Raw genomic sequence first — 22,967 nt, forward strand, 5'->3', positions numbered from 1 at the left:
GTCCCGTAGACCCCATAACGGGAGGTAATACGCATTTTTATCGAGTGGAAATGGTGGATTTCGTGTGAGTCAAAAGCTAGTGGGCACTCCACGCGCTCTTAAGGGCCTACTTAGTGTTGCGCTCCTCTCCAACGCCGGGACCGCGGGGCTGGAGGTCGTGCTACTCTGGCACCTCAGCAGTGACTCTTCGACCCACATGTACTTTATACCCGTGGTCTCGATGATCCCGGTTGCTAGTGTGACTGGGACTACCCTTGGAGGGTATCTTGCTAGGACACTAGGGCTCAATCGTGCCATCGTCATTGGTATTGCTCTGGAAGCGCTGATGGCCCTTACTGCGATCATTTGGAGCATCTGTTCGGAATCTCTTGATCGAGGTATTTCGTCGATGTTCCTAGCAACCACCATTGTTGGCCTCTTCTTCTCCGCATCCGTCGCGGGTCCCGCTTGGATCAAGATAATTTCAGACTGGGGTGATTCTGAGGCCAATAGAACTCAGTTTGTGGGATTGGACTCATCTCAGTACCAGGCGGGCAGAACTGGGGGATTCCTAATTGGGGGCTTGCTGTCACCCTTAGATGCGTTGGCTGGCCTTAGTGTGGGGGCATTTAAGCTTCTTTGTGCTTTGGCCCTATTGGCGTTCCTGATGGGTTTAATCTTATCGACTCGTGGGCCCCAGGGGAAATTGGGTGAGGAGGTGGCTAGAGGCTACGATCCTGGCTCCTGCCGACGTCCTTGGAGCTGGTGGCCAGGGTCGACTGCGGTTATCTTGGCGTTGCTGCTGGCTGGGATTGCTGACCCAGCTAGGGCCTACCTTCCCTTGGCGCTTTCTGAAGGCGGAAATACAGGTCTGGTTTTTGGAATTTCCGCAACGCTATTTGGTTTCGGTGGATTGTGTGGCGGTCTTGCGTCATCTACGGTGTTCGCTGGCAGGATGCGCCGTTGGTCTATTCCTTTCGGTTTTTGTTCAGTAGCTGTTGGCCTACTCCTGTGGTCTATTGCGGGCGAAATTCCTTTGGTCTGGTTCTGTGGGTCGATCATTGCTGGATTCGGCGGCGTGCTTGTCACGAATCGGATGATGGTTTTGGCTTCTTCTCGGGCTTCGCTCGGCGCTGATGCAGTGACCACGGTCATCGTTGTGCGTACGGGGGCGGCCGCAGTGGCCAGTCCCGCTGTTGGTATACTCATGGTGACGAATGAGCCCGCCCTAGCATACTACTGTGGAAGCGTGTTGAGCTTGATCGCTTGTTTCGTTTTTCTTGTCACTAGTTACACCTCAAGGAGAGATTGATGAAGAAGAGGGACGTTATTCATGTCGGCTTTGGGATCGACGATAAATACATGAGACCTGTTGCTGCAATGATGCTTCTGATTCAAGAGTCCCACCCTGATGAGACGTTCTGCTTCTGGGTCGGCGTGTCTGACGCTGCGCCCTTCGTGAGGTGGTCCGACGAGCTGTGCGCGACACTTTCGAACGGGTCGACAGTACGCGTCGTTGAATGTTCCGATGCAAACGTTGAGTCTCTCGGGGTATCAGATCGTGATTTCGCCGGATACATTTCTGAAGCGATGTATCTGAGGTTATGGCTTCCTGGAATTGTTGGCCAATTTCATGTTGACCGTTTGATTTACTTGGATGGCGACTTGATTCCTTTGGGGTCGAGACTTCGCAAGCTTTGGGAGGAGCCGCTATACGATAGTGTGATTGGTGCGGTTCGTGATGCTTTTACCAAACGTCTCGTTGACACTGGTGGCCTGCCTGGGCTGGATAGCTATGATTTGGATCCCAACCAGATGTATTTCAACTCTGGCGTCATGATTATAGACGTTAAAAAGTGGTTGGATTCTGAGGTTACCGAAAATTGTTTATCCTATCTGGCCCGGACCGCGCCTGCGCGTCGATTTCCTGACCAGGACGCGCTGAACTGCTCCCTGTATCGTAAGTGGAAGCGCCTTGATAAGTCTTGGAATCACATGAGGAGCGCACGACTAGATGTTTTTGGGGATTGCCGTCTTGATGAGGTGGAGTTTGTGCATTGCGTGGGCGAACCGAAGCCTTGGTATGATAGTTTCCCTGATGGAGAGAGGCGCCGGATCTATAAGAGCGCACTCGATCGTTTGGCCCGCCTGTCTTCTTGCTCGGCTTGATCCCAGGCATCTTTGATGATTGGCTGATTAGCGGGGCTACTGGTATGTTGCCGAGGTGGTCGGCTGGCACGTACGTGTGAGTTTGCAAGCCATTCGATGAACTGCCTTCAACAATTAGAGCTTGTCCGATGGATTGTTCTCAATCGGGACGACGCGCAGGAGGACGCTGGACGATGCCTATGCATTGTCGCGGCTCTTCACTATGAATCTCTTGGACCGGTTGCTCTGACTCTTTGATGGACGTGACGGCGGTTTCTACGAGTCGTCGCAACAGCAGCGGGTTACCCGGCTGGGAGCAGATCTCTCATCTTTTCTGCCGGAGTGTGCCATCCCAGCGTCTCACGAGGCCTGCCATTGAGCTCCTCAGCAACGTGCTCAAGATCCTCAGGCCCATGAACTGAGAGGTCTGTGCCTTTGGGGAAGTACTGCCGCAGCAGCCCGTTGGTGGCTCTTCGGGCTTCAGGTGGGGAGATACCCATCGAGGCCTCCTCCGATCAGCAGCATCCGTAGCCGGTAGTTGTCCCGGTTCCGGAACCCACGGGCGATGCGACGAGCCAGCTCGATGAGTCCGTTGACCGCCTCGGTGCCCCCGTTGTTCGACCGGTCGGTGGTGAAGTAGGCCAAGAACTCTCTACGTCACCGACGCAGGGTCCGGCCCAGTTTCGCGATCTCGGCCACCGGAGAGGACCGGAAGGACTCGAGGACCTTGAGCGCGATGCGCCGTCCGGCGCGTATGTCATGGTGCTGATAGGCCGAGCGGAGTTCCTGGGCGCACTGGAAGGCGATGAAGACCTCCTCATGGCGGGGATCCGTGGTGATGACCTTCTCGATCCGCCGGCACTGGGCCTGGCTGAGGTGCTCGATCCCGGTCTGCAGTAGCCGCCGGATCCCATAGAGCGGATCGCCTTTCCGACCTCGGTGGCCCAGAATCTCTTGCTGGACCCGGCGACGGACCTCGTCGACGGCGGCTGTGCCGAGCTTGACCACATGGAAAGCGTCCAGCACCGCGGCGGCTTCGTCGAGGTGGGCATCGATCGCGTTCTTGTACCCGGCGAAGGGATCCAGCGGGGCGATCCGGATCCCGGTGCGGAAGCCGGGGCTGCGGGCGGTGAGCCAGTCGGCATAGACGGTGCCGGAGCGGCCGGGCACCAGGTCCAGCAACCGCGCCTGCACCCGCCCCTCAGGGTTCCTGGTGAGGTCGACCATGCCGGTGAGCTCCTTCCGCCCGCGTCGACGCCGATCGACGTGGTGCCAAATATGCTCATCCACACCCAGAGTGACCACCCCGGCGAAGCGACACTCATCATCAGCAGCGGCCTGCAACAGTGCGGCGATCGCGTTCCAGACGGTATGCCAGTCCACCCCCAGCTGACGGGCCAAGCCCGCCACCGAGACGTTCTCCCGGCGCATCTGGGCCACACCCCAGCTGATGCACCGGCGGGTCAGCAGCGCCCGCGGGGCGGCCACCGCCGGATTCTGCTCGGTGAAGACTCCGCGGTCGCAGTCAGGATCGGCGCAGCGCCATCGGCGCAGCGCCATCGGCGCTTGCGCCAGCGTAGCCTCGCCGGGATGCCATAGACCGGAGCATCGATGAGCTCAACGTTCTTGCGGCCGGCACTGGTGGCGATGACTCCGCAGTCCGGGCAACCCGCCGGTTCTGCTGCTGATTCGACGACCACGCGCAGCAGCCCCGCAGTGGATGGGCGTTCCACGGCGATGACGTGGAGACCGTCGAGGTCGGCGAAGAGGTCGCAGTTGTGGCAGTAGGCGTGCTGGCCAGCTGGGCAGGCCGGGGCCGGGCGCGTATTCTCGGACATCGGGGTCGGGGCTTCCTGGCGGTGTTTGCTTGGTCGCTACACATCATCAGGGCCCCGGCCCCTTCTTCGTCCCGTGCTCAGCTCACCGGCGCGTCGCTTGCCCCCACCTCAACTCCGAAGAGCCATTTATGCGCGGTCGTCTTCGGTACTCCGATTTCTGCTGCAGCAGCTCGGATGCTCATGCCTTGCTGGATTTTGGTGGTGAGGACCTCGAAGAGGTCCTCACCATGCCTGGATTTCTTCGGTTCCATCGCAACTCCTGAGAGTCAGGCTGTTGCGACCAACGGTAGAAACCGCCCACCTCGACGTCCTGCAGGTTCCGGGTCATGGTCTTCTCCCGTCTCTGTGAACCGTCACGGGCACCGGCCAGGGTGCCGGGCCCGCCGCTGGCCGGATCCAGCACCGAGATCTCGGGGAGTCGGTAGGGCGGTTCATGCTCGGCATCCACGTTAGAAAACAAGCCCTCTACCCGTCCGGGCTGGGGCTGTCGTGCCTCTATCAGCGATCCACGATCCGCCCGTGACCAGTCTCTGGGTGACAACACCCCCCGGATCATGACTGGGACTGGGGGCAAACGATCATGCCCAGAGACCGGACCGGCCAACCCCTTCATCCTTATGGACTCCGAGGCCACCTACAAGCTAACGGGGGCTCTGAGTCCGGATCAGAGCCCGGGTCAGAGGAACTGATCGCGCTCTCGGTGCCCGAGATTCGGCGACTGCTGGGCACCCTGATCTGGTCCTCGCCGAGATGCCCGGAAGAGGTCCTGTTTCGCTCGCGGTGGCGTCGACGACACCAGCAGCAGGCCCGTCATCACCATCACCGCGCCCGAGGCCATGCCTCATAAACACGACTGTAGTACTAGGTGGGCGGCGACGCCGACGTCGCGCATGCCGAGACAACGGCGGAAGCGGGGTTCGCGGACTCTCGCGTCAGCGCCTGTCGTGCAGGTGTCCGGGGTGGGTTCGGGCCGACCCGTGGGAGCGATCGATCAGGCTCGCCGAGATCTTGATGATGTGGGTGAAGGAGTCTACTATCAAGTTACTTACGCGTTCTGCGGCCCATGAGTGATCGGAGTTCCCATGTCAGGCGCAACTTTCCCACGTTCCGACGATCACCTGCTCACCCCGGAGAACTGTGCACTGGTGCTGATCGACTATCAGCCCGAGCAGATCAGCACGGTGGCGTCTGTCGACCATGATTCTCTCATGCTGAACGCTGAAACGATCGCACGTGCGGCGCGTGCGTTCGAACTGCCCGTTGTCCTCAGCACCGTGGGTGTTGAGATGGGCGTGAACCGGGGCACCGACGAGCGGCTGCTCGATGCTCTCCCGGCGACGGACGAGATCGACCGCACGACGTTGAATTCGTGGGAGGACACAGACTTTCGCGCGGCCGTGGAGTCCACAGGCCGGCGCAAGATTCTCATGACGGGATTGTGGACGGAAGTCTGCGTCGCATTTCCCACGCTCGACATGATCCGCGAGGGATACGAGATCTACCCGGTTGTGGACGCGATCGGCGGTGTCAGCCCCACCGCGCATCACAGTGCGATGGACCGGATGGTCCAGGCAGGGGCCCACCCGGTGACCGCCATCTCTGCCGTAGCGGAGTTGCAGCGCGATTGGGGAAGGGACGGAGCCGACCGACTGCGGTCTATCCTCCAGTGGTACTTCGGCTCTCGACAGGACGGGTGACGTCGATCGTCTGAGCCCCGTGATAGCGAGGAGCGCCGTCGACGCCAGTGGTGACGGCGACCTACGCGACAGTCATGCCATACCGCGATGTTGAACCGCGCCCCGAGGAGGCACAATGGAGCCATCCGCCCTCATTGCCATGGAGGACCTCTCCCGGGAGGAGCCTGTGGGACGCCTGGTCGAAGGCGTCGACCTCGTGGCACTGATCGATGCCGCCGGCAACGCACGAGTCTATTACGGCCGATGCCAGCACCGAGGGGCGTTGCTCGCGGACGGGCGTGTGCAAGGTCAGCACCTCGTCTGCACTCTCCATGGCTCGACTTACGACGCCGAGACGGGTCTCAACGTGCGGTTCAAGGGCGCAGATCTCCAGCCCTTCACCTCCTGGGTGGAGGGTGGGACGCTCTACGTCGACGCCTCCGAGGTCCGGCAGTGGCGACGAGAGAACCCTCAGCCTTTCGACCGCGGTCGCTATCAGGGGACATACGCTCCGACGAAGGGTGTCGACGCCGAACCGCACGTGGAGAGCATCCGATCGTTGGCAGAGAATGGCCTCGAAGACGTCGGGCACCATGGCGAGGTTGCCGCTATGGGCGTTTCGAGCCGGGGCCTGCCACGGTGGGACGATATCCAGCTGCTCACGGCTCAGCTGCACAGGCCGCCGTTGCTCGATGAGGCTCCCGTGACCACGGATGTCGTCATCGGCCCGGGTGCGGCACGACCTTTGGACCTTGCTGGGCCCCTGCTGGTGTCCGACATGAGTTTCGGCGCGTTGTCAGCAGAATCGAAAGTTGCCATGGCCCGCGGGGCGGAGCGCGCGGGCACCGGCATCTGCTCAGGCGAGGGCGGTGTCCATCCGGAGGAACAGGCTGAGAACAGTCGATATCTCTATGAGTTGGCGTCCGGCAGGTTCGGGTTCTCTCAGGAAAGAGTCTCGGCCAGCCGGGCTTTCCACTTCAAACTGGGTCAGGCCGCCAAGACCGGCACGGGCGGCCACCTGCCCGGGCATAAGGTGACGCCGGAGATCGCCGAGGTGAGAGGGCTCGCTCCCGGTCAGGATGCGATATCCCCCTCGCGCTTCGTGGACCTCACGACGCCGGCCGACTTTGCTGAGGTCGCTGCTGAGATTCGGGAGGTCACCGGAGGCATCCCGGTCGGAGTGAAGCTGTCTGCGCAGCACATCGAACAGGATCTCGACGCCGCGTTGGCCATCGGGGTGGACTACGTGATCCTGGATGGCCGGGGCGGGGGAACGGGTGCTGCCCCTCTGCTCTTCCGCGACAACATCTCAGTGCCCACGATTCCTGCGCTCAGCCGTGCTCGTCGGCACTTGGACGCGTCCGGCGCCGATGACGTCAGTCTGATCATCACCGGTGGACTGCGAGTCCCGGCTGACTTCATCAAGGCTTTGGCGTTGGGCGCGGACGCGGTGGCCCTCGCCAATTCCGCCATGCAGGCCATCGGTTGTGTGGGCATGCGGGCGTGTCACACGAACAGCTGCCCTGTCGGAATCGCCACGCAGAAGCCGCATCTGCGGTCTCGGCTGCCCGTTGAGGAGGCATCTCAGCGGCTGGCGCGGTTCATCACGTCTTCGGTCCATCTGATGACGGTGATGGCGCGGGCATGTGGGCACGACTCCCTGCGATCTTTCACGCCGGATGACCTGACCTCGTGGAATCCGACGACCGCTGCATTGGCCGGCATCGATTTCGCAGGCCCGGACCCCGATCGGTCAGCTCCGCAGAAGTCGTCCTGATCTGGTTCGACGGCACGAGAACCGACCACACCATGTGAGGTGACACGAGACAATGCAGACCCCCGTACCGGATTACCTCCAGGAACTCCTGGAGGACATCATGTGCGACCGAGGTGGCCACGTGGCCGACTACATCCCGGTGCTGGCTGATGCAGAGCCTGACCGGTGTGCCGTCGCCCTGTCGACAATCCATGGGAGCACGTACTCGGTCGGTGACGATGATGTCGAGTTCTCGATCCAATCGATTTCGAAGCCGTTCGTGTATGCCGCGGCGCTCGAAGCGGTGGGGGCCGATGCCGTCGATGGGAAGGTCGGTGTGGAGCCTTCCGGCGAGGCATTCAATGAACTGTCTCTTGAGACCGGGACCCACCGGCCGAAGAATGCGATGATCAATGCAGGGGCCATCACGGTTCACAGCCTCTTCACCGCTGCGTCGGGCGACCACTCTGAGCGCGCCGCTGCGGTGACTCGGTTCCTTTCCCGTCTTGCCGGTCGTGATCTGCCTCTCGACGAGGAGGTCTTCCACTCGGAGCTGCAGACGGCGCATCGGAACCTCGCCATTGCGCATATGCTTCGGACGTATGACGTCTTGGCCGAGGACCCGCATGACGTCGTCCGTGGATACACCGCGCAGTGCTCTGTCGCCGTGACCGTGAAGGATCTCGCGATGATGGCGGCTACCCTCGCCAACAGGGGGCGTCAGCCCAGGACGGGAGAGCAGGTTGTCAGCCCATGGGTCGCCCGTCGTACCCTGAGTGTCATGGCCGCCGCAGGGATGTACGACGGTGCCGGATCCTGGCTGACGTCGGTCGGCATTCCTGCGAAGAGCGGGGTGTCGGGCGGGCTGATCGGAGCCCTGCCTGGCCAGGTCGGTGCAGCGGTCTTCTCTCCGCGACTGGACGTCCAGGGCAACAGTACTCGTGGGATTCGAGCCTTCTCGCGCCTTTCGGCGGACATGGGGATGCACCTGTTCGAATCTGAGGTACGCACCGACTCGGTGATCCACGGGTGGACCCAAGACTCCGACGGGGCGACGATTCGACTGCAGGACGAGTTGCGCTTCACCGGCGCTGAAGTCTTGTTGAGCCGACTGGAGGGGATACCGGCGGGCTCAGCGCCCGTCCTGTTCGATCTCTCGAATCTCCATGCTGTGACGGATGTCGGGCGTCGGATGCTGCTGGAAGGTATGCGCAGACTCCGACTCGACGGTCATTCCATTCACCTGCATGACCCTCAGAGCCGACTGCCGGAACCCGATATGGGAGACAGGACCTTCCCCAACCTCGTCGAAGGGCGGTAGCCCTTTTCTGCCAGGTCATCCAGGAGGTCACGGGGCCGTTCCGCCGTCTGCCAACAGAACTATCGATCGTGGTGGTGGTGGGGGCACCGACGCCGTACCGAACCGGCTTGACCATGAACTTAGCCGATATGGAGCTGAACGCATGAACACGAATGATGACTCTCCCCGGGTCTTCCGCGATGATTCGAGGGGCCGTTTCGAGATCACTGTGGAGGGAAAGACGGCGGGCTTCACCTACTTCGTCACAGCAGGCCTGCCCGGAGACGCTGAGCGCATCTTTTACCACACCGAGATCGCTGAGTCCTTCTCAGGCCAGGGCCTGGCGTCGAAGCTTGTGGGGGAGGCCATGGACGATTCGGCGGATGCTGCGACGAGTGTGGTTGCGGTCTGTCCCTATGTGAAGCGTTGGCTGGACTCACATCCTGAGCACCCGGTCGGCCGGACAGCAACTACGCCGACGCATCTGAGCCTGATCCCCCGAGCCTGATGGGGCACGGGCACGTCCATGCATGCGCGTCGCGCTGTGTGCCACTCTCGCAGAAAGGATCCGTGTGAAGCTGGCAAGGTCATTGGTGCGACGATTCGTCCACGCGCTGAGAGCCCTCGTCCCCATTCTCTGCGTGGTGGCCCTCTTTCAGGCGGCCGTCTTTCGTCAGGTTCCAGACGGCTGGTACTCGATCGTGGTGGGTCTTCTCATCGTGGCCGCTGGGATCGCCTTCTTCCTCGAAGGGCTCGAGCGCAGCGTGTTTCCGGTCGGGAAGTCCATCACGAACAAGCTCGTGAAGTCTGCCTCGCTGTGGAAGCTGCTTCCCTTCTGCTTCGCCATCGGCGTGGCGGCCGTCATTGCGGAGCCCGCACTGATCTCTGTTGCGGATCAGGCAGAACTCGTCAGCGAGGGTCGTCTGGACAGCCTGGTGCTGAGAGTGGTGATCGCGCTGAGTGTGGGAGCCGTGATGGTCCTCGGGGCCCTACGAGTGTTCCTGGGGTGGCCGTTGCACAGAATACTGATGATCGGCTATGGCGCTGTGATCGCCCTGACCATCGCCGCACCACCGGAGGTGGCGAGTCTGGCCTATGACTCGGGCGGGGTCACGACCAACATCGTGACCGTGCCGCTCATCGCTGCCATCGGGATCGGTATGGCCGCGTCGATCAGCGGACGCAGCAGACTCCGGGACGGCTTCGGTCTCGTGGCGCTGTGCGTCATGGTTCCGATGATCAGCGTGCAGCTCTACGGGATTCTCGTCTACCAGTTCGGTGCGGCGGACACCGTGAGAGCCGATGAAGCGCAGGACTCGGGCGCCTGGTGGGTGGAACTGCTGGTGGGTCTGGGGACCGTGGTGCGTGATGTGCTTCCGGTCATCCTCGTGGTGCTCGTCTTTCAGTTCGTCGTCCTGCGCCGCCGACTGGGTAACCCTGTTCAGGCGACCGTAGGCTTCGGCATGGTCGTTCTCGGGCTCTATGGGTTCATCGTCGGTCTCGAGATCGGACTGCTGCCGATGGGTCGTCGAATGGCCGAGCAGCTCATCGACACGGATGTCCAACTGCTCATCGTCGCGTTCGGTGTCCTGATCGGATTCGCCACCACCATGGCCGAACCCGCACTCATCGCCATCGCAGACGAGGCCGAGGAGATCTCAGAGAAGCGGTTGCGCGCGGGGACGCTCCGTATCCTCGTGGCGTGTGGCGTGTCCGCAGGAATCGGGATCGGGGTACTTCGGATCTTGACGGGGGCCCCGTTCGTCATGCTGATCGCCGGACTGTACCTGCTGGCGATCATCCTGCTGATGCTTGCCCCGAAGGAACACGTCCCACTGGCATTCGATCTCGGCGGAGTCACCACCAGCGAGATCACTGTTCCCCTCATCACCGCTCTGGGCATCGGGTTGGCTTCTGCGGTGCCCGGCAGAGACATGCTCATGGACGGATTCGGCCTGATAGCTTTCGCCTCAGTCGGACCGGTCCTTGCGGTGCTCAGCTACGCTGTCATCATTCGAGTCACGGCGAGTACCGTCTCGCGCCCGACGATCCCTGTCACTTCGAAGGAGGCATGATGTCCCAGAAGGCCGTATTCGTCATCATTCCCGACGACCAGGAAGAGAAGGCCATCTCCCTCGTGGAGGACGCCGGAGCCACTGGTGTCACCGCTCTGTCGGCGCGCGGGGTCGGACGAGAGTCTCGAAAGACGTTCTTTGGGGCGCGATTCGCCGGTGCGCAGACCGCGCTGGTGATGCTTCTCCCGGAGGACAAAGTGAAGCCGATCATGTCCTGCTTGGACGAGATCATCTATGACGGCGAGGACTCTCATGGGATCTGCTTCGCGGTGCCGGTAGAGCAGATTTCACTGCAGCAGTTGGGCGGTGACGAGTCCTGAGCGTTTCACTCGGCAGTGCCTTCGGATCAGGCGGCTCCTCCTGTGGCCAGCCGCATCAGGTCGGTGTCGAGCCTGATCTCGGTCTCCGTTCCGCCCGCGCTGCCGAAGGAATGCTGGTACTTGTCCCAGGACGATTCCCGCACCCGACGCTCGAAGCCGATGCTCATCTGGAGGAAGAGCTCTCGTCCCGCCCGCTCGATCCGTGGAGACAGAGCGCTGTCATTCCAATCCTCGGTGGACGCGAACAGTGAGGTCGGCGTCGTCATCGTCCGGAGGTAGGCGAAGAACGGGCGCATCTGGTCATCGACGACCAGCGCGTGGCGGGCTGTGCCGGCAGTGGCTGCCAGGACGACGGGCTTGGCGATGAGCAGGTCGTTGTCCAAGACCTGAAAGAAGCTGGAGAACAGGCCGCTGGGTGCGGCCTTGTACACCGGGGTGCTGACGACGATCCCGTCAGCGTCCCTCAAGATGGCGATCGCGCGTTGCAGCCGTTCACCGATGAACTGCGAGGTGATGGCGACCATGACCTCCTCAGCGAGGTGCCGCAGCTCGATGACGTCCGTCTGCATGGCGGTCCCCTCGGCCCGTGCCGACTCCGAGACGGCGGCGGCCGTACGATCGGCCAACATCCGAGTCGATGACGGGTCGCCTGCTCCGGCGCTGACCACCGCCAAGCGCAGGGCGTCGGAGGCCCCTTGGGACGCTGAGTTGTGGTCGCCGACTGGTTCCTGTTCCACCGGGGTCATGGATGTGTCCTTTCTGAGAGTTTGTGGCACAGCCGTTCCAACTGCGCGATCTCGTGGCGGTCCAAGCGCGCGCGCATGGCACTCGCGACATCGGCGGCGTGCCTGCGGCCGACGCGCCTCTGGACCTTCCTGCCTTCGTCGGTGAGGGACAGCCTGGTGGCTCTCCGATCCTCAGGGTCAGGTCGCCGGGCAAGGAGGCCCCGCAGGACCAGTCGGTCCACCAGGCGGGACAGTGCAGGCTGACTGAGCAGTACGTGCTGATGCAGCTCGCTCAGTCGCTGCGGAGTCTCACATTTCGACAACGAGTAGAGCACGTCATACTCCTTGATGGAGAGTTCGTCCCAGACATCCGTGGCTGTCAGCTGCTTCATCAGTGCTGAATGGGCACCCAGTAGTGCTTCCCAAGCATCATTCGCGCGGCGTGTCCGGGCGGTTTCCTGTGCGCTCGCCATGCTCAATGTGCCCCAGCCAGAGAGTCGTCGGTGTCCTGGTAAGGGGAACCGTCGGTGACGTTGTCGCCGCGGTTGGCGTTGGGGCGGGGTTGACGGGGCTCTGCGTCGCCGTACTTGGCCTTCACCCGGGTGGCGTGGGTCGGGGCTTCCGGCACGCCTGGGGAGCGTTTGGCGGCAAGCTCCTGGCGCAGCACCGGGACCACTTCAGAGCCCAACAGCTCGATCTGGTCCAGCACCGTCCCCAGGGGAAGGCCGGCGTGATCGATGAGCCACATCTGGCGCTGATAGTCACCGAAGTGCTCACGGAAGGTCAGGGTCTTGTCGATGACCTCCTGCGGAGAGCCCACCGAGAGCGGGGTCTGCTCAGCGAAGTCCTCCAGTCGGGGGCCGTGGCCGTACACCGGCGCCTCGTTGAAGTAGGGCCGGAACTGCTTGAAGGCGTCTTGGGAGTTCTTGGCGATGAACGCCTGGCCACCCAGTCCCACGATGGCCTGTTCCTGAGTGCCATGACCGTGGGCCTCGTACCGTTGGCGGTAGAAATTGATGAGTTGGATGTAGTGCTCCTTGGGCCAGAAGATGTGGTTGGCGAAGAAACCGTCACCGTAGTAAGCGGCCTGCTCAGCGATCTCGGGGGTTCGGATGGAGCCGTGCCAGACGAACGGGGCGACGTCGTCGAGCGGTCGAGGGGTGGACGTGAACCCCTGGAGGGAGGTGCGGAACTTTCCTTCCCAATCGACGACGTCGTTGTGCCAGAGCTCGTGCAACAGGTTGTAGTTTTCCAGTCCCAGGGGCAGGGACTGGCGGATGTCTTGACCGAACCATGGGTAGACAGGAGCGGTGTTGCCGCGGCCCAGCATCAGGTCCATGCGGCCATCGGCCAGGTGCTGAAGCATCGCGTACTCTTCGGCGATGCGCACCGGATCATTGGTGGTGATGAGTGTGGTCGCGGTGGACAGGATCAGATTCTTCGTCCGTGCCGCGATGTGGGAGAGCAGGGTCGCCGGTGATGAGGAGAAGAACGGTGGGTTGTGGTGCTCGCCGATGGCGAACACGTCCAACCCGACCTCTTCCGCCTTCTCGGCGATGGCGACGGCAGATGTGATGCGCTCAGCTTCGCTGGGGGTGTAGCCGGTCGTGGGGTCGCGGGTGATGTCGCTGACGGAGAAGAGTCCGAACTGCACGGCACTATCCTTTCGTTTGCATATATTGCGTATGCATCCGACAACATGAGGTCGGCGCCGCGTATTCCCGCCATGGCGTGGTCCGGTGAGCCGGGGTGGCGGGGCCGACGTGGCAATGGCCTGCCGGCCGGACATCAGCGGCGTGACTGCCGTCGGACGAGAGTTCCTCCGAGCCGACGAGTCGATGGCACGGCTCGGGCTCCGTCGGTGCGGACGCGAGCGTCTGCCACGTCCTGCTGTGAGGCCACTCCGGGGAGGCCCCTGCCATGCTCGGTGGTGAGCGTGACGATGATGCTCACCAGGACGAACGCCCACGGGACGGCAGCCCCTGGGCCGGGCATCACCATCAGCAGGCTGAAGCCCACCACACCAGCGGCAGCGCGGAGCGCTCTGGCCAGCGGCTCGGGAAGGTAGGAGCCCGTGTAGCGCAGCTGGACGGCGAAGTCACCGACCGATCTGCCGGTGCTCAGGATGAGCAGCGTCCAGACAGCGGCGGCGGTCAGCAGCCCGACCGTGGTCGGAGCGTCATCCAGGGCCGTCTCGCGGTCGTCCAGGACGTACAGCAGGCCGGCCCGCAGAACGATCGTCACGGTGGCCGCGACGAGCAGAAGATCCACGCCGTCGCAGGCCATGGCCAGCAGGCGTCGCGCCCGTGTCACGTCGTGTGGCAGGGCGGCCTGCGGGTGGGCACGGACGCCACGGAGCTTTCCGGGGACGAGGACCGCAAGGAGTGATCCGATGATCGCTCCGAGCGTGTTCATCAACAGATCATCGACGTCGAAGACCTGGTAGGCGCACGGGTAGAGCCCTCAGACGCCGGTGAGCTGTGTGGTCTCGATGAATGCCCAGACGCAGAGGCCCATCACCGCGGCCGTGACGATTCCCCGCTCCGCCAGAAGCCGGAGAAAGAATCCCATCGGCACGAACAGCAGGACGTTCAGGGCGAGCTGGAGCACCGCGGGGTCGGTGAGCATGGCGGGCGGCGGACCCAGGGCGCCCCGGACGTCGTCCACGAACATCAGAGCATCCGGATTGGTCCCCGCACAGGTGATCGCCTCAGGCGGGGGCAGGGGCAGGGGCAGCAACGTATAGGACCAGATGGCCCAGAAGTAGACCAGTGCGGCGAACCAGACGAGCAGCCGCGTCGGGCTGAGGCGGCCGCGTACGCGGTAGCTGATCACGACGGACGGCACGAACAGCGCGACCGCTGCAGCCAAGCCGACTCCCATGGCGAGCACCCCGAGGATGACCTGCTGCTCCATGGGGGCAAACCTATCGTCGGCATGCGGGCCACGAGCTCCGCAGGATCCGCGCGAACCGTTCGCCGATGAGGCCGTGCGTCTCGGTGCTCGGGGCCTGACGACGAACGACTTCGACCAGGTGAGTATAGGCTCCTGAGCGTCGGTCTCCAGGATCGCACGGGGTGTAAGCCGCCCCGCCGGGCGGCCCCGTTCCTGCGGCCCAGGTCCTGCACCTGGGCCCGCGGAGTTTGTCGACAGTTCACCTGAGTACGACAGGATGGACCCTTATGAGGACCTCTTCACATCCCGCAGGAACGCCCCGGACTCATGACGGCAGCATCCTTGAGGTCTTCCTCGTCTTCCTGCGCCTCGGGCTGACCTCATTCGGAGGCCCGGTCGCGCACCTCGCCTATTTCCGTGAAGCGTTCGTGGAACGGCGTCGTTGGCTGAGCGAGAAGGCCTATGCGGACCTCGTCGCCCTCTGCCAGTTCCTCCCCGGGCCGGCCTCCAGCCAGGTCGGCATGGCATTGGGACTGCAGCGCGCCGGATGGGGCGGAATGTGCGCGGCCTGGTTCGCCTTCACCCTGCCTTCTGTGGTGCTGCTGGTGGCCTTCGCCTCTGGCGTCGCCGCCGTGGGGGACCTCTCCGACGCCGGCTGGATCCATGGCCTCAAGGCGGCCGCCGTCGGTGTCGTCGCCCATGCTGTGCTCGGGATGGCGAAGACGCTCACCCCGGACGCACCCCGGGCGAGCATCGCCGCCGGTGCGATGATCTCTGTGATCCTGGTCCCGCAGCCCGTGGCGCAGGTGGCGGCGATCGCCGTCGCTGGTCTGATCGGTGTGCTGTGGCTGCGTCCGGAGACTCCGCAGGCCAGGGAGGAGGACACTTTCACCGTCAACGTCACCAAGAAGGTCGCCGCCGGTGCTCTCGTCCTCTTCGGCGCCCTGCTGATCGGGCTGCCGCTGCTGGTGGCCAACGTCGGATCGGTCGCATGGATTGGGGCGACCCAGCTGATCGACCTCTTCTATCGTGCGGGGTCTCTCGTCTTCGGCGGCGGACATGTGGTCCTGCCGCTGCTGGAGGCGGAGACTGTCGGTCCCGGACTGGTGGACTCGGAGGTCTTCCTCGCCGGATACGGCGCCGCACAGGCTGTGCCGGGTCCTCTGTTCACCTTCGCCGGCTACCTGGGCGCCTCCACCACAGAAGGTCCTGGAGGAATTCCCGGGGCCCTGATCGCTACGGCGGCGATCTTCCTGCCGGCTGCGCTGCTGACCATCGGAGCCCTGCCGTTCTGGGAGGCGCTGCGGGGTGCACCCTTGGCCCGGCGCGCATTGACCGGTGTCAACGCCGGGGTGGTCGGCCTCCTAGCGGCCGCGCTCTATGACCCGGTGTTCACCGGCGGAGTGATCGACGTGGGGGTCGTCGCCCTGGCCGTGTCCGTCGCCTCCTTCGTCGCGCTGAACAGTTGGAAGGTCCCGGCCTGGGCGGTGGTCATCGGCGCCGGTCTGTTGGGATGGGTCGTGCTCTGAGCCGCGGGAGGGAGGCTCCGCGCCTGGGTCCACCAGCAGCGGTCATGCGCGGCCGCGTCGACTAGACTCGATCAGCGGCACGGGGTGTCTGGACCCCATCAGCTCGGCATGTCCGAGCGGGGCTCAGGCTGAGATCACACCCGTTGAACCTGATCCTGATCATGCGCGCGAAGGAATGCCTGATGACCTCCTCCTCCCAGCCCACCTCCGCCCCTCCCGCTTGCGCCGGGGAGCGGCGCGAGATCCCCAACGTCCTGTCCATCGCCGGGACCGACCCGACGGGGGGCGCGGGCATCCATGCCGACCTGAAGAGCTTCGCCGCCCACGGCGGCTACGGGATGGCGGTGGTCACCGCCCTGGTCGCTCAGAACACCGAAGGTGTCCGAGACATCCACCTGCCGCCGGCCTCCTTTCTGCAGGCGCAGCTGGAGGCGGTCAGTGACGACGTCGCCCTGGACGCGGTCAAAGTCGGCATGCTCGGCGCGGTGGAGGTCATTGAGACCGTCGCCGCGTGGTGGGACGCTCTGCCTTCCAGACCCTGGCTGGTGGTGGACCCCGTGATGGTCGCGACTTCGGGAGATCGCCTGCTCCAGCCCGAAGCGGAGCAGGAGCTGATCGGTTTCCTGCATCGGGCCGACCTGATCACGCCGAACGTCCCGGAGCTGGCCCTGCTGGCCGGAGAACAGCCGGCCTCCCACGGCGAAGCGCTGATCCGCCAGGCTCGCGTCGTCGCCGATGCCCATGATGTTGTGGTGCTCGCCAAGGGTGGGCACTTCGACAACGATGAGGTCGAGGACATCCTGGTCCACCCGTGCGGCGCTGACGGCGCCAGTCGGCGGGAGCGGCGGCACGTCTCCGGACGCATCCGCACCACCAGCACCCACGGGACTGGCTGTTCGGTCTCCTCGGCGCTCGCCGCGCTGCGGGCGCGGGGTTTCAGCTGGGACGAGGCGGTACCGGTGGTGAAGGAGTGGATGACAGCAGCGCTGCTGGACACGGAGCGGCTCGATGTCGGCCGCGGCCACGGGCCCATCCAGCACTTCGCGCAGCTGTGGCGCTGAACCGCCGGACGTGTGGTCCGGCTACTCGGCCCGGGAACCCGAGGAAAGATCCCGACCTCGTTCGGAGTGTCGAGCCCCCAACGATGATCGAATCATCCTCCTGTGCCATCGGCGGTCCATAGTGTGACGAGCAAAGGTGCCTGAGGAGCGGCGGGTGCTCGGAGGCACCTCAGCCCATAGATTCTGGTTGCCCAGCCGAGGTTGCCTGACGGACGGAACCGGTGGCCACGAGAAGCCCCAACATCACGAACAGCACCAGTGCGGATGCGATGATCGTGGGCAGTGTGACCAGCACCGGCAGCAGCGCGATCAGCACCGTGCTGGCGATCACCCGGGAGCGTGATAGCCGACCGGTATGGCTGCGGACGAAGAGGGCGTTGCCGACGAGGTAGAGCAGTGGGCCGCCTACCAGCGTCAGAGCGGCCTCCCACCCCGCGGTATCCCAGGGACGGGACACCACCAGTTCGATGGAGACCGCGACGACGATGGCGCCGGCGACCATCAGCGCGTGCGCGTATGTGTAGGCGCCACGGGCGACCTCCGACGCGATGGCCGAGTCCGGGGCGGCATGATCGACGTTCCCATGACGCGTGGCGAAATAGAGCCACCACAGAAGGACGATGGAGCAGAAGCCCAGGACTGCGGCCGTGACCACCAGCGGGGTCCAGTCGACGTCGATCAGTGTGCCGCCGAGGACCAGGATCGACTCTCCCAGGGCGACGATGAAGACCAAACGACTCCGTTCAGCCAGGTGCTCTTCGTCCACCGGCCAGGTGCTCAGACGAGCGGTCCCCAGCCCCGGCAACCAGAACTGGAGCCCTGGGGCGGAGTAGTCAACCAGGACCGCCATGACCCACAGGGGCAGTCGCAGGTCCTCTGGGCCGACCGCACCCGCGACCCAGAGAACGCTGGCCAGGGCGCTCCAGGTCAGCAGTTGGACGTAGTTGCGGCTCATCGTGGTGCCACGGAAGGCGACCACCATGAACATGCTGCGCAGCAGTTGGAAGCCCACATATGCGAGGGCGAACACCAGGGCACGGTCCGTGAACGCCTCAGGAATGGCTACGGCCATGATCAGGGCCGCGAGCATGAGGACGGCCAACAGCACGCGGACAGCCAGGTGCCGAGGATCCAGCCAGCTCATCGCCCAGGCTGTGTAGTTCCATCCCCACCAGACAGCGGCGAAGAGTACCGTCGTCTCCAACGCGCCGCTCCAAGTGAGGTCGTAGAGCAGGTAGTGCGAAAGCTGGATGATCGTGAAGACGTAGACCAGATCGAAGAAGAGCTCCATGCCCCCCACGCCGTGGGTTCCAGGATGAGAACTGCGGAGCACGGTGACGGAACTCGCTGCGGAGGCCATGGACCATATCCTAGGTCACAGCACATCGGAACATGCCGCCAGGTGGGGGAATCGACCCGCTGACCAGGTTGATGATGCCTGGGCTGGTGATACGTGCATGGCGTCGTCCGACGGAGACCGACGACATTGCACGGGGCAGGACAGCGCCTCCGACGGACGGCCTGTCGAGGAAGCTTCCCGGGCGCTGCTCGGGTGAGGCTCAGTTCTGCTGCGACGAGGCCTGCTGGGCGATGTCCTCCCATTTCCAGGCCGCCGTGGAGGCGTGCTCGCCGGGGAACTCGTCGTCGAGCTCCTCGTCCGGGAACCAGGGGCCGGTGCGGGGGCGGTCCGCCGCCGCAGGGGTGGGTCCGGTCGCACCCTGTCCCGAACTGGGTGCCTGCTCCTTCAGTTCGGTGACCCGGTCCCGGATCTCAGCCATCTGTCGGTCCAGTGCTGCAGCCTTGTCGGCGGCGTCACGCAGTTCTTCGTGGATGTCGTCCGGAACCTCGCCGGAGTAGGTGTAGTAGATCTTGTGCTCGAGCGAGGCCCAGAAGTCCATGGCCACGGTTCGGATCTGGACTTCCACAAAGACGAACTCCGTGCGGTTCGAGAGGAAGACGGGCACCTGCACGATCACGTGGAGGCTCTGGTAGCCGTTCTGCTTAGGCGTGCGGATGTAGTCCTTGACCTCCACGACGCGCAGGTCTGGCTGGCTGCACAGCATTTCGGCGACCCAGTAGGCATCGGAGACGAAGGAGGTGGTGATGCGGATCCCGGCGATGTCGCGGATGGCTCCCCGGATGCCTTCCAGGGTCGGTTCACAGCCGTAACGCTCCACTTTGTCCAGGATCCGGTCCAGCGACTTCAGCCGGAAGTTCACATGCTCGATGGGGGAGTAGTCCCGGGTGTGCTCGAACTCTTCGCGGAGCACGTTGATCTTGGTGAGCACCTCGTCCATGCCGAACTTGTAGTGCAGCTGGAACTCGGTCAGCTGCCGCCGGATGTCGATCATCCGGGGCACCACACCGGTGGTGCCATTCTTGCCGGCGTTGGAGTGCAGCTGCTTGAGCAGCTGCTGGTAGGTGTCGTCGTCGTGGCTCTCGTCGGACCGTGCGAGGGCATTGCCGGTCGGGGGATGCTGGTCGCGCAGAGAGGGGCTTCGCCCATCGGCTGACAGGAGACGGCTGTCGGCCTCAGTGGACTGGCCAGCGGACATGGTCTCTCCTTCGTCGTCCGTCCCGGGGCACAGCTGCACGCCGGGGAGGTCGAGCCGGTGCCACCCGACCCCTTCGATTGTCGACCCTAGAAGCTCCACCTGTGAAGTTCCTCCACACCGGCGATCGACTCGACGCCTGAGATCGAATCGTGACCTTTCGGGTTGCATCTGGCTGTCGGATCCGGCTGTCGGATCAGCTCACTCAGGCGCCCTGGTCCTGGGAGCCCCCGTAGGCCAGCCGGTCGGCGGAGACCTGGTCGAGCACCAGATCGGTGACCAGGCCGGCGGCCAGCGCTCCCCGCAGCGCCGGAACCTTGTGGGGACCGTTGACCACACAGATGCGCCGCGGCACATCGGTCAGCTCCGTGGGCACTGGGCCGGAACCCCGGCGGTTCAGCGCGATGTCCTCCCAGCTGCCGTCGGCCCGCAGGAACACGGTGCACACATCTCCGACGACGTGTTCGGCAGACAGCGCGTTGAGGTCGTCGCGGCTGAGGTACCCGCCCGAGTACACCTGGGAGGGCTGACCCTCGGCGAAGGTCCCGACGCCGAAGACCGCCAGCGAAGCTCGGCGGTGCATGTCGAGGATCCTGCGGGTGGAGCGTTCACGCCACAGGGCGCGCTTGGTCTCCTCATAGTCGAAGAACGCGGGCACGGCGAAGACGTGGGCTCGGGCCCCATAGGCGGCGGCGAACCGTTCCACGACGCCGATGCCGGTGCCCAGCGGCGCGCCGATGCCCTCAGGCTCCGAATTGACGGCTCCGTTGAGCTGGACCACGTGAAGGTCCGGCACCTCGCGGCGGTTCAACCGGGCCACCACGGAGGTCATGGTCTGCCCCCAGGCGACGCCGATCACCGAGTCGGGTCGCACCAGCCGGTCGATGAGGCCGGCCGCGAGCACCGCGACGGAGTCGCTGCGGCGGGCGGGGGCGTCGCCGCGCTCGGAGGCGGCCACATGGGCGCGGACTCCGTAGAGCTCCCCGATGCGATGCTCCAAGGTGCTGGGCCGGTCGACGGGAGGATGCAGCGAGATCCGCACGATGCCTTCCCGCCGGGCTTGGTTCAGGAGTCGGGAGACGGTCGAGCGTGAGACGCCGAGCTCGGCGGCCACGGCCTGCATGGTGCGGTGTTCCCCGTAATACATCCGTGCAGCGTGATACTCGGCCTTCTCCCGATAGGTGGGCTTCATACGCCGCAGTATGCCTCATTTCTGCACGTTTGTGCAGATTCCTTGAGAAGATGCGCCTCGCCGGGTGAGATAGGTGCCACATCACCGTCCATGTGACAAGGAGAATCCGGTGAGAGCAGAGCCGCTCAGCGCAGAGTCCCGCCGTGAGGCATTGGACGTCATGGCCGCGACCAGTCCCGAGGAGCCGCTGGACATCCTCGTCGTGGGCGGAGGCGTCGTCGGCGCGGCAGCTGCCTTCGACGCCGCCACGCGGGGCCTGCGTGTGGGGCTGGTGGAATCTCAGGATCTGGCCCAGGGCACCTCGTCCCGCTCCTCGAAGCTCGTCCACGGGGGTCTGCGGTATCTGCAGATGCTGGACTTCAAGCTCGTCGCCGAGGCGCTGCGTGAACGGGATCTGCTGCTCAAGCACACGGCTCCCCACTTGGTGAGGGCCCTGCCGTTCGTCTTTCCCTTCGAGAAGAGGGTGCTGGACCGTGCCTTCATCGGCTCGGGGGTCTCGCTCTATGATGCGATGTCGATGCGTCCCGGGGAGAAGCGCCCGGTGCCTTTCCATCGCCACCTCTCGCGCAGCCGGTTGCGTCAGCGGTTCGCCGGTCTGGACCATGACAAGTTCGTCGGCGCCCTCGAGTACTACGACGCGCAGGTCGACGACGCGCGGCTGGTGATGACGCTGGCGCGCAGCGCGCACAGTCTCGACGCCCGCATCGCCACACGCACCGAGGTGATCGACTATCTGCGGGCCGAGGCGCCCGAAGGTGCTGGCTCCTCGCAGGCCGACGCCGAAGGCGCCCCTGTCCAAGGCGTGGCGGTGCGCGACAAGGAGACCGGGGAGCGCCTGGAGATCCACGCGCGGGAGACGGTGTTGGCCGCCGGCGTCTGGACGGGTCGGCAGCAGGAGGCCGCCGAAGTCTCGTCCGGGCTGAAGGTGCTCGCCTCCAAGGGGATCCATATCACCGTGCCCAAGGACCGGATCGCCGCCGACGATCATGTCGGGGTGATCACCCAGACCGAGAAGTCGGTCCTGTTCATCATTCCGATGGGGGACTACTGGTCCATCGGTACCACCGACACTGCCTGGCACGAGAACATCGATGCTCCGGCGCCGACGTCGGAGGACATCGACTACGTCCTCGAGCACGCCAACGCGGTGCTCGAGACGGACCTCAGCCGCGCTGACGTCATCGGCACCTGGGCAGGTCTGCGCCCACTGCTGCAGCCCATGGCCACCGACGAGTCCAAGAGCTCCAAGGTCTCGCGAGAGCACACGGTCATGCAGCTGTCCCCGGGGCTCTCCGCTGTCGCCGGCGGCAAGCTCACCACGTACCGGGTGATGGCAGAGGACGCTGTCTCCTTCGCCCTGGGGGAACGCCAGGTCCACCGCGAGAGCCTCACCCATGCGATGCCTCTGCTGGGGGCGCAGGGCTACAGCGAGTGGGAGTCACGTGCTCCGGAGATCGGCCGGGACTACGGCTGGTCCGATGAGACGGTCGATCGTCTGCTGAACCGCTATGGCTCCCTGCTCTCCGAGCTGCTCGCCCTGGTGGACGAGGATGCCTCGCTCGGCCAGGAGGTCCCGGCAGCCGGCGGGCACCTTCGAGTGGAGTTCGTCTACGCGGCCCGCGCCGAGGGGGCCCTGCATATGGAGGACCTGCTGGAGCGTCGCACCCGAGTCTTCCATGAGGTCCAAGACCGCGGCCTGGAGGCGATGGAGACCGTCATCTCCCTGGTCAGCCCGATCCTCGGCTGGGACGAGGCGGCCATCGACCGTGAGAGGAAGGCGTTCACCGGCGTGGTGGAGGCTCAGTTGGCGGCCGAGAGGTCCGGCAGCGATGCCGAGGCTGCGGCCCTGGTCGCCGCGGCCACCCCGGACTACGTGCCTCGCTGACTGGCGGGCCCTGGCCGGCCAGGGCCCGCCAGGGTC

20 protein-coding genes and 2 pseudogenes are annotated in these 22,967 nt (G+C 64.3%); 11 read left to right on the top strand and 11 right to left on the bottom strand.

The features are described 5' to 3' along the window. The first annotated feature begins 79 nt into the window (after positions 1–79). Positions 80–1,291, top strand: a complete 1,212-nt coding sequence (locus tag ACYVKI_RS04850) for an MFS transporter (protein ID WP_460689182.1) — start codon at positions 80–82, stop codon at positions 1,289–1,291. After that, entirely contained in the window at positions 1,291–2,148 is an 858-nt protein-coding gene (locus tag ACYVKI_RS04855) for a glycosyltransferase family 8 protein (RefSeq protein WP_460689183.1), read from the top strand. Before ACYVKI_RS04850 ends, ACYVKI_RS04855 begins: the two co-directional genes overlap by 1 nt. Positions 2,149–2,429: 281 nt before the next feature. Here ACYVKI_RS04855 and ACYVKI_RS04860 read toward each other — a convergent pair. The 3 genes and pseudogenes from ACYVKI_RS04860 to ACYVKI_RS04870 form a co-directional block, all read right to left on the bottom strand. Further along, positions 2,430–2,594, bottom strand: a pseudogene (locus ACYVKI_RS04860) (transposase); the annotation flags it as partial. Positions 2,595–2,607: 13 nt separating this feature from the next. Next, positions 2,608–3,965: pseudogene (locus ACYVKI_RS04865) on the bottom strand (ISL3 family transposase). A gap of 77 nt (positions 3,966–4,042) precedes the next feature. After that, the gene (locus ACYVKI_RS04870) at positions 4,043–4,216 is read right to left on the bottom strand and encodes a hypothetical protein (RefSeq protein ID WP_460689184.1); all 174 of its coding nucleotides are present in this window, start codon (positions 4,214–4,216) and stop codon (positions 4,043–4,045) included. A gap of 831 nt (positions 4,217–5,047) precedes the next feature. Between ACYVKI_RS04870 and ACYVKI_RS04875 the strand changes: the two genes are divergently transcribed. The 6 genes from ACYVKI_RS04875 (at position 5,048) to ACYVKI_RS04900 (ending at position 11,092) form a co-directional block, all read left to right on the top strand. Next, a complete protein-coding gene (locus tag ACYVKI_RS04875) occupies positions 5,048–5,662 on the top strand; it encodes a hydrolase (protein WP_460689185.1) in 615 nt (204 codons plus the stop codon). Positions 5,663–5,777: 115 nt separating this feature from the next. Continuing rightward, on the top strand, positions 5,778–7,418 hold the full coding sequence (locus ACYVKI_RS04880; protein ID WP_460689186.1) for a glutamate synthase-related protein: 1,641 nt from the start codon (positions 5,778–5,780) through the stop codon (positions 7,416–7,418). A gap of 52 nt (positions 7,419–7,470) precedes the next feature. Next, on the top strand, positions 7,471–8,718 hold the full coding sequence (locus tag ACYVKI_RS04885) for a glutaminase (RefSeq protein ID WP_460689187.1): 1,248 nt from the start codon (positions 7,471–7,473) through the stop codon (positions 8,716–8,718). A 142-nt stretch (positions 8,719–8,860) separates the two neighbouring features. After that, complete coding sequence (locus ACYVKI_RS04890; protein WP_460689188.1) at positions 8,861–9,205, top strand: GNAT family N-acetyltransferase; 345 nt, start codon at positions 8,861–8,863, stop codon at positions 9,203–9,205. A gap of 136 nt (positions 9,206–9,341) precedes the next feature. Then, complete coding sequence (locus ACYVKI_RS04895; RefSeq protein ID WP_460689189.1) at positions 9,342–10,772, top strand: DUF1538 domain-containing protein; 1,431 nt, start codon at positions 9,342–9,344, stop codon at positions 10,770–10,772. Then, positions 10,769–11,092 (top strand): P-II family nitrogen regulator, encoded by a 324-nt coding sequence (locus ACYVKI_RS04900; protein WP_460689190.1) that lies wholly within the window; start codon positions 10,769–10,771, stop codon positions 11,090–11,092. Before ACYVKI_RS04895 ends, ACYVKI_RS04900 begins: the two co-directional genes overlap by 4 nt. 26 nt (positions 11,093–11,118) lie before the next feature. Here the strand turns inward: ACYVKI_RS04900 and ACYVKI_RS04905 are convergent, their stop codons facing one another. The 5 genes from ACYVKI_RS04905 to ACYVKI_RS04925 form a co-directional block, all read right to left on the bottom strand. Continuing rightward, positions 11,119–11,838, bottom strand: a complete 720-nt coding sequence (locus tag ACYVKI_RS04905; protein WP_460689191.1) for a CE1759 family FMN reductase — start codon at positions 11,836–11,838, stop codon at positions 11,119–11,121. Beyond that, a complete protein-coding gene (locus tag ACYVKI_RS04910) occupies positions 11,835–12,290 on the bottom strand; it encodes a MarR family winged helix-turn-helix transcriptional regulator (RefSeq protein WP_460689192.1) in 456 nt (151 codons plus the stop codon). The genes ACYVKI_RS04905 and ACYVKI_RS04910 overlap by 4 nt, the downstream gene beginning before the upstream one ends. A 2-nt stretch (positions 12,291–12,292) precedes the next feature. Beyond that, complete coding sequence (locus ACYVKI_RS04915) at positions 12,293–13,471, bottom strand: LLM class flavin-dependent oxidoreductase (RefSeq protein ID WP_460689193.1); 1,179 nt, start codon at positions 13,469–13,471, stop codon at positions 12,293–12,295. Positions 13,472–13,605: 134 nt separating this feature from the next. Next, complete coding sequence (locus tag ACYVKI_RS04920; protein ID WP_460689194.1) at positions 13,606–14,232, bottom strand: hypothetical protein; 627 nt, start codon at positions 14,230–14,232, stop codon at positions 13,606–13,608. A gap of 48 nt (positions 14,233–14,280) precedes the next feature. Then, complete coding sequence (locus tag ACYVKI_RS04925; RefSeq protein WP_460689195.1) at positions 14,281–14,733, bottom strand: VanZ family protein; 453 nt, start codon at positions 14,731–14,733, stop codon at positions 14,281–14,283. A gap of 266 nt (positions 14,734–14,999) precedes the next feature. On the opposite strand from ACYVKI_RS04925, the gene chrA reads away from it, so the two are divergent. After that, positions 15,000–16,241 (top strand): chromate efflux transporter, encoded by a 1,242-nt coding sequence (chrA, locus tag ACYVKI_RS04930; protein WP_460689196.1) that lies wholly within the window; start codon positions 15,000–15,002, stop codon positions 16,239–16,241. A gap of 182 nt (positions 16,242–16,423) precedes the next feature. Beyond that, complete coding sequence (thiD, locus tag ACYVKI_RS04935; RefSeq protein WP_460689197.1) at positions 16,424–17,302, top strand: bifunctional hydroxymethylpyrimidine kinase/phosphomethylpyrimidine kinase; 879 nt, start codon at positions 16,424–16,426, stop codon at positions 17,300–17,302. A gap of 169 nt (positions 17,303–17,471) precedes the next feature. Here the strand turns inward: thiD and ACYVKI_RS04940 are convergent, their stop codons facing one another. The 3 genes from ACYVKI_RS04940 to ACYVKI_RS04950 all read right to left on the bottom strand — a co-directional run bounded on the left by ACYVKI_RS04940 (position 17,472) and on the right by ACYVKI_RS04950 (position 21,046). Next, entirely contained in the window at positions 17,472–18,662 is a 1,191-nt protein-coding gene (locus tag ACYVKI_RS04940; RefSeq protein ID WP_460689198.1) for a low temperature requirement protein A, read from the bottom strand. Positions 18,663–18,861: 199 nt separating this feature from the next. Further along, positions 18,862–19,857: a GTP pyrophosphokinase gene (locus ACYVKI_RS04945; protein WP_460689199.1), complete on the bottom strand. Its 996-nt coding sequence runs from the start codon at positions 19,855–19,857 to the stop codon at positions 18,862–18,864. A gap of 202 nt (positions 19,858–20,059) precedes the next feature. Then, positions 20,060–21,046, bottom strand: a complete 987-nt coding sequence (locus ACYVKI_RS04950; RefSeq protein WP_460689200.1) for a sugar-binding transcriptional regulator — start codon at positions 21,044–21,046, stop codon at positions 20,060–20,062. A gap of 160 nt (positions 21,047–21,206) precedes the next feature. Between ACYVKI_RS04950 and ACYVKI_RS04955 the strand changes: the two genes are divergently transcribed. Beyond that, positions 21,207–22,931: a glycerol-3-phosphate dehydrogenase/oxidase gene (locus tag ACYVKI_RS04955; RefSeq protein WP_460689409.1), complete on the top strand. Its 1,725-nt coding sequence runs from the start codon at positions 21,207–21,209 to the stop codon at positions 22,929–22,931. Positions 22,932–22,967: the final 36 nt, after the last annotated feature.

The organism is Nesterenkonia suensis, from assembly GCF_054782935.1.

Coding starts and splice junctions, on each gene's coding strand:
- chrA (WP_460689196.1), top strand. CDS start 15,000: ATGAGGACCTCTTCACATCCCGCAGGAACGCCCCGGACTCATGACGGC.
- ACYVKI_RS04855 (WP_460689183.1), top strand. CDS start 1,291: ATGAAGAAGAGGGACGTTATTCATGTCGGCTTTGGGATCGACGATAAA.
- ACYVKI_RS04900 (WP_460689190.1), top strand. CDS start 10,769: ATGATGTCCCAGAAGGCCGTATTCGTCATCATTCCCGACGACCAGGAA.
- ACYVKI_RS04910 (WP_460689192.1), bottom strand. CDS start 12,290: ATGGCGAGCGCACAGGAAACCGCCCGGACACGCCGCGCGAATGATGCT.
- ACYVKI_RS04920 (WP_460689194.1), bottom strand. CDS start 14,232: ATGAACACGCTCGGAGCGATCATCGGATCACTCCTTGCGGTCCTCGTC.
- ACYVKI_RS04885 (WP_460689187.1), top strand. CDS start 7,471: ATGCAGACCCCCGTACCGGATTACCTCCAGGAACTCCTGGAGGACATC.
- ACYVKI_RS04875 (WP_460689185.1), top strand. CDS start 5,048: ATGTCAGGCGCAACTTTCCCACGTTCCGACGATCACCTGCTCACCCCG.
- ACYVKI_RS04940 (WP_460689198.1), bottom strand. CDS start 18,662: ATGGCCTCCGCAGCGAGTTCCGTCACCGTGCTCCGCAGTTCTCATCCT.
- ACYVKI_RS04925 (WP_460689195.1), bottom strand. CDS start 14,733: ATGGAGCAGCAGGTCATCCTCGGGGTGCTCGCCATGGGAGTCGGCTTG.
- ACYVKI_RS04955 (WP_460689409.1), top strand. CDS start 21,207: ATGGCCGCGACCAGTCCCGAGGAGCCGCTGGACATCCTCGTCGTGGGC.
- ACYVKI_RS04880 (WP_460689186.1), top strand. CDS start 5,778: ATGGAGCCATCCGCCCTCATTGCCATGGAGGACCTCTCCCGGGAGGAG.
- thiD (WP_460689197.1), top strand. CDS start 16,424: ATGACCTCCTCCTCCCAGCCCACCTCCGCCCCTCCCGCTTGCGCCGGG.
- ACYVKI_RS04890 (WP_460689188.1), top strand. CDS start 8,861: ATGAACACGAATGATGACTCTCCCCGGGTCTTCCGCGATGATTCGAGG.
- ACYVKI_RS04905 (WP_460689191.1), bottom strand. CDS start 11,838: ATGACCCCGGTGGAACAGGAACCAGTCGGCGACCACAACTCAGCGTCC.
- ACYVKI_RS04870 (WP_460689184.1), bottom strand. CDS start 4,216: ATGGAACCGAAGAAATCCAGGCATGGTGAGGACCTCTTCGAGGTCCTC.
- ACYVKI_RS04945 (WP_460689199.1), bottom strand. CDS start 19,857: ATGTCCGCTGGCCAGTCCACTGAGGCCGACAGCCGTCTCCTGTCAGCC.
- ACYVKI_RS04950 (WP_460689200.1), bottom strand. CDS start 21,046: ATGAAGCCCACCTATCGGGAGAAGGCCGAGTATCACGCTGCACGGATG.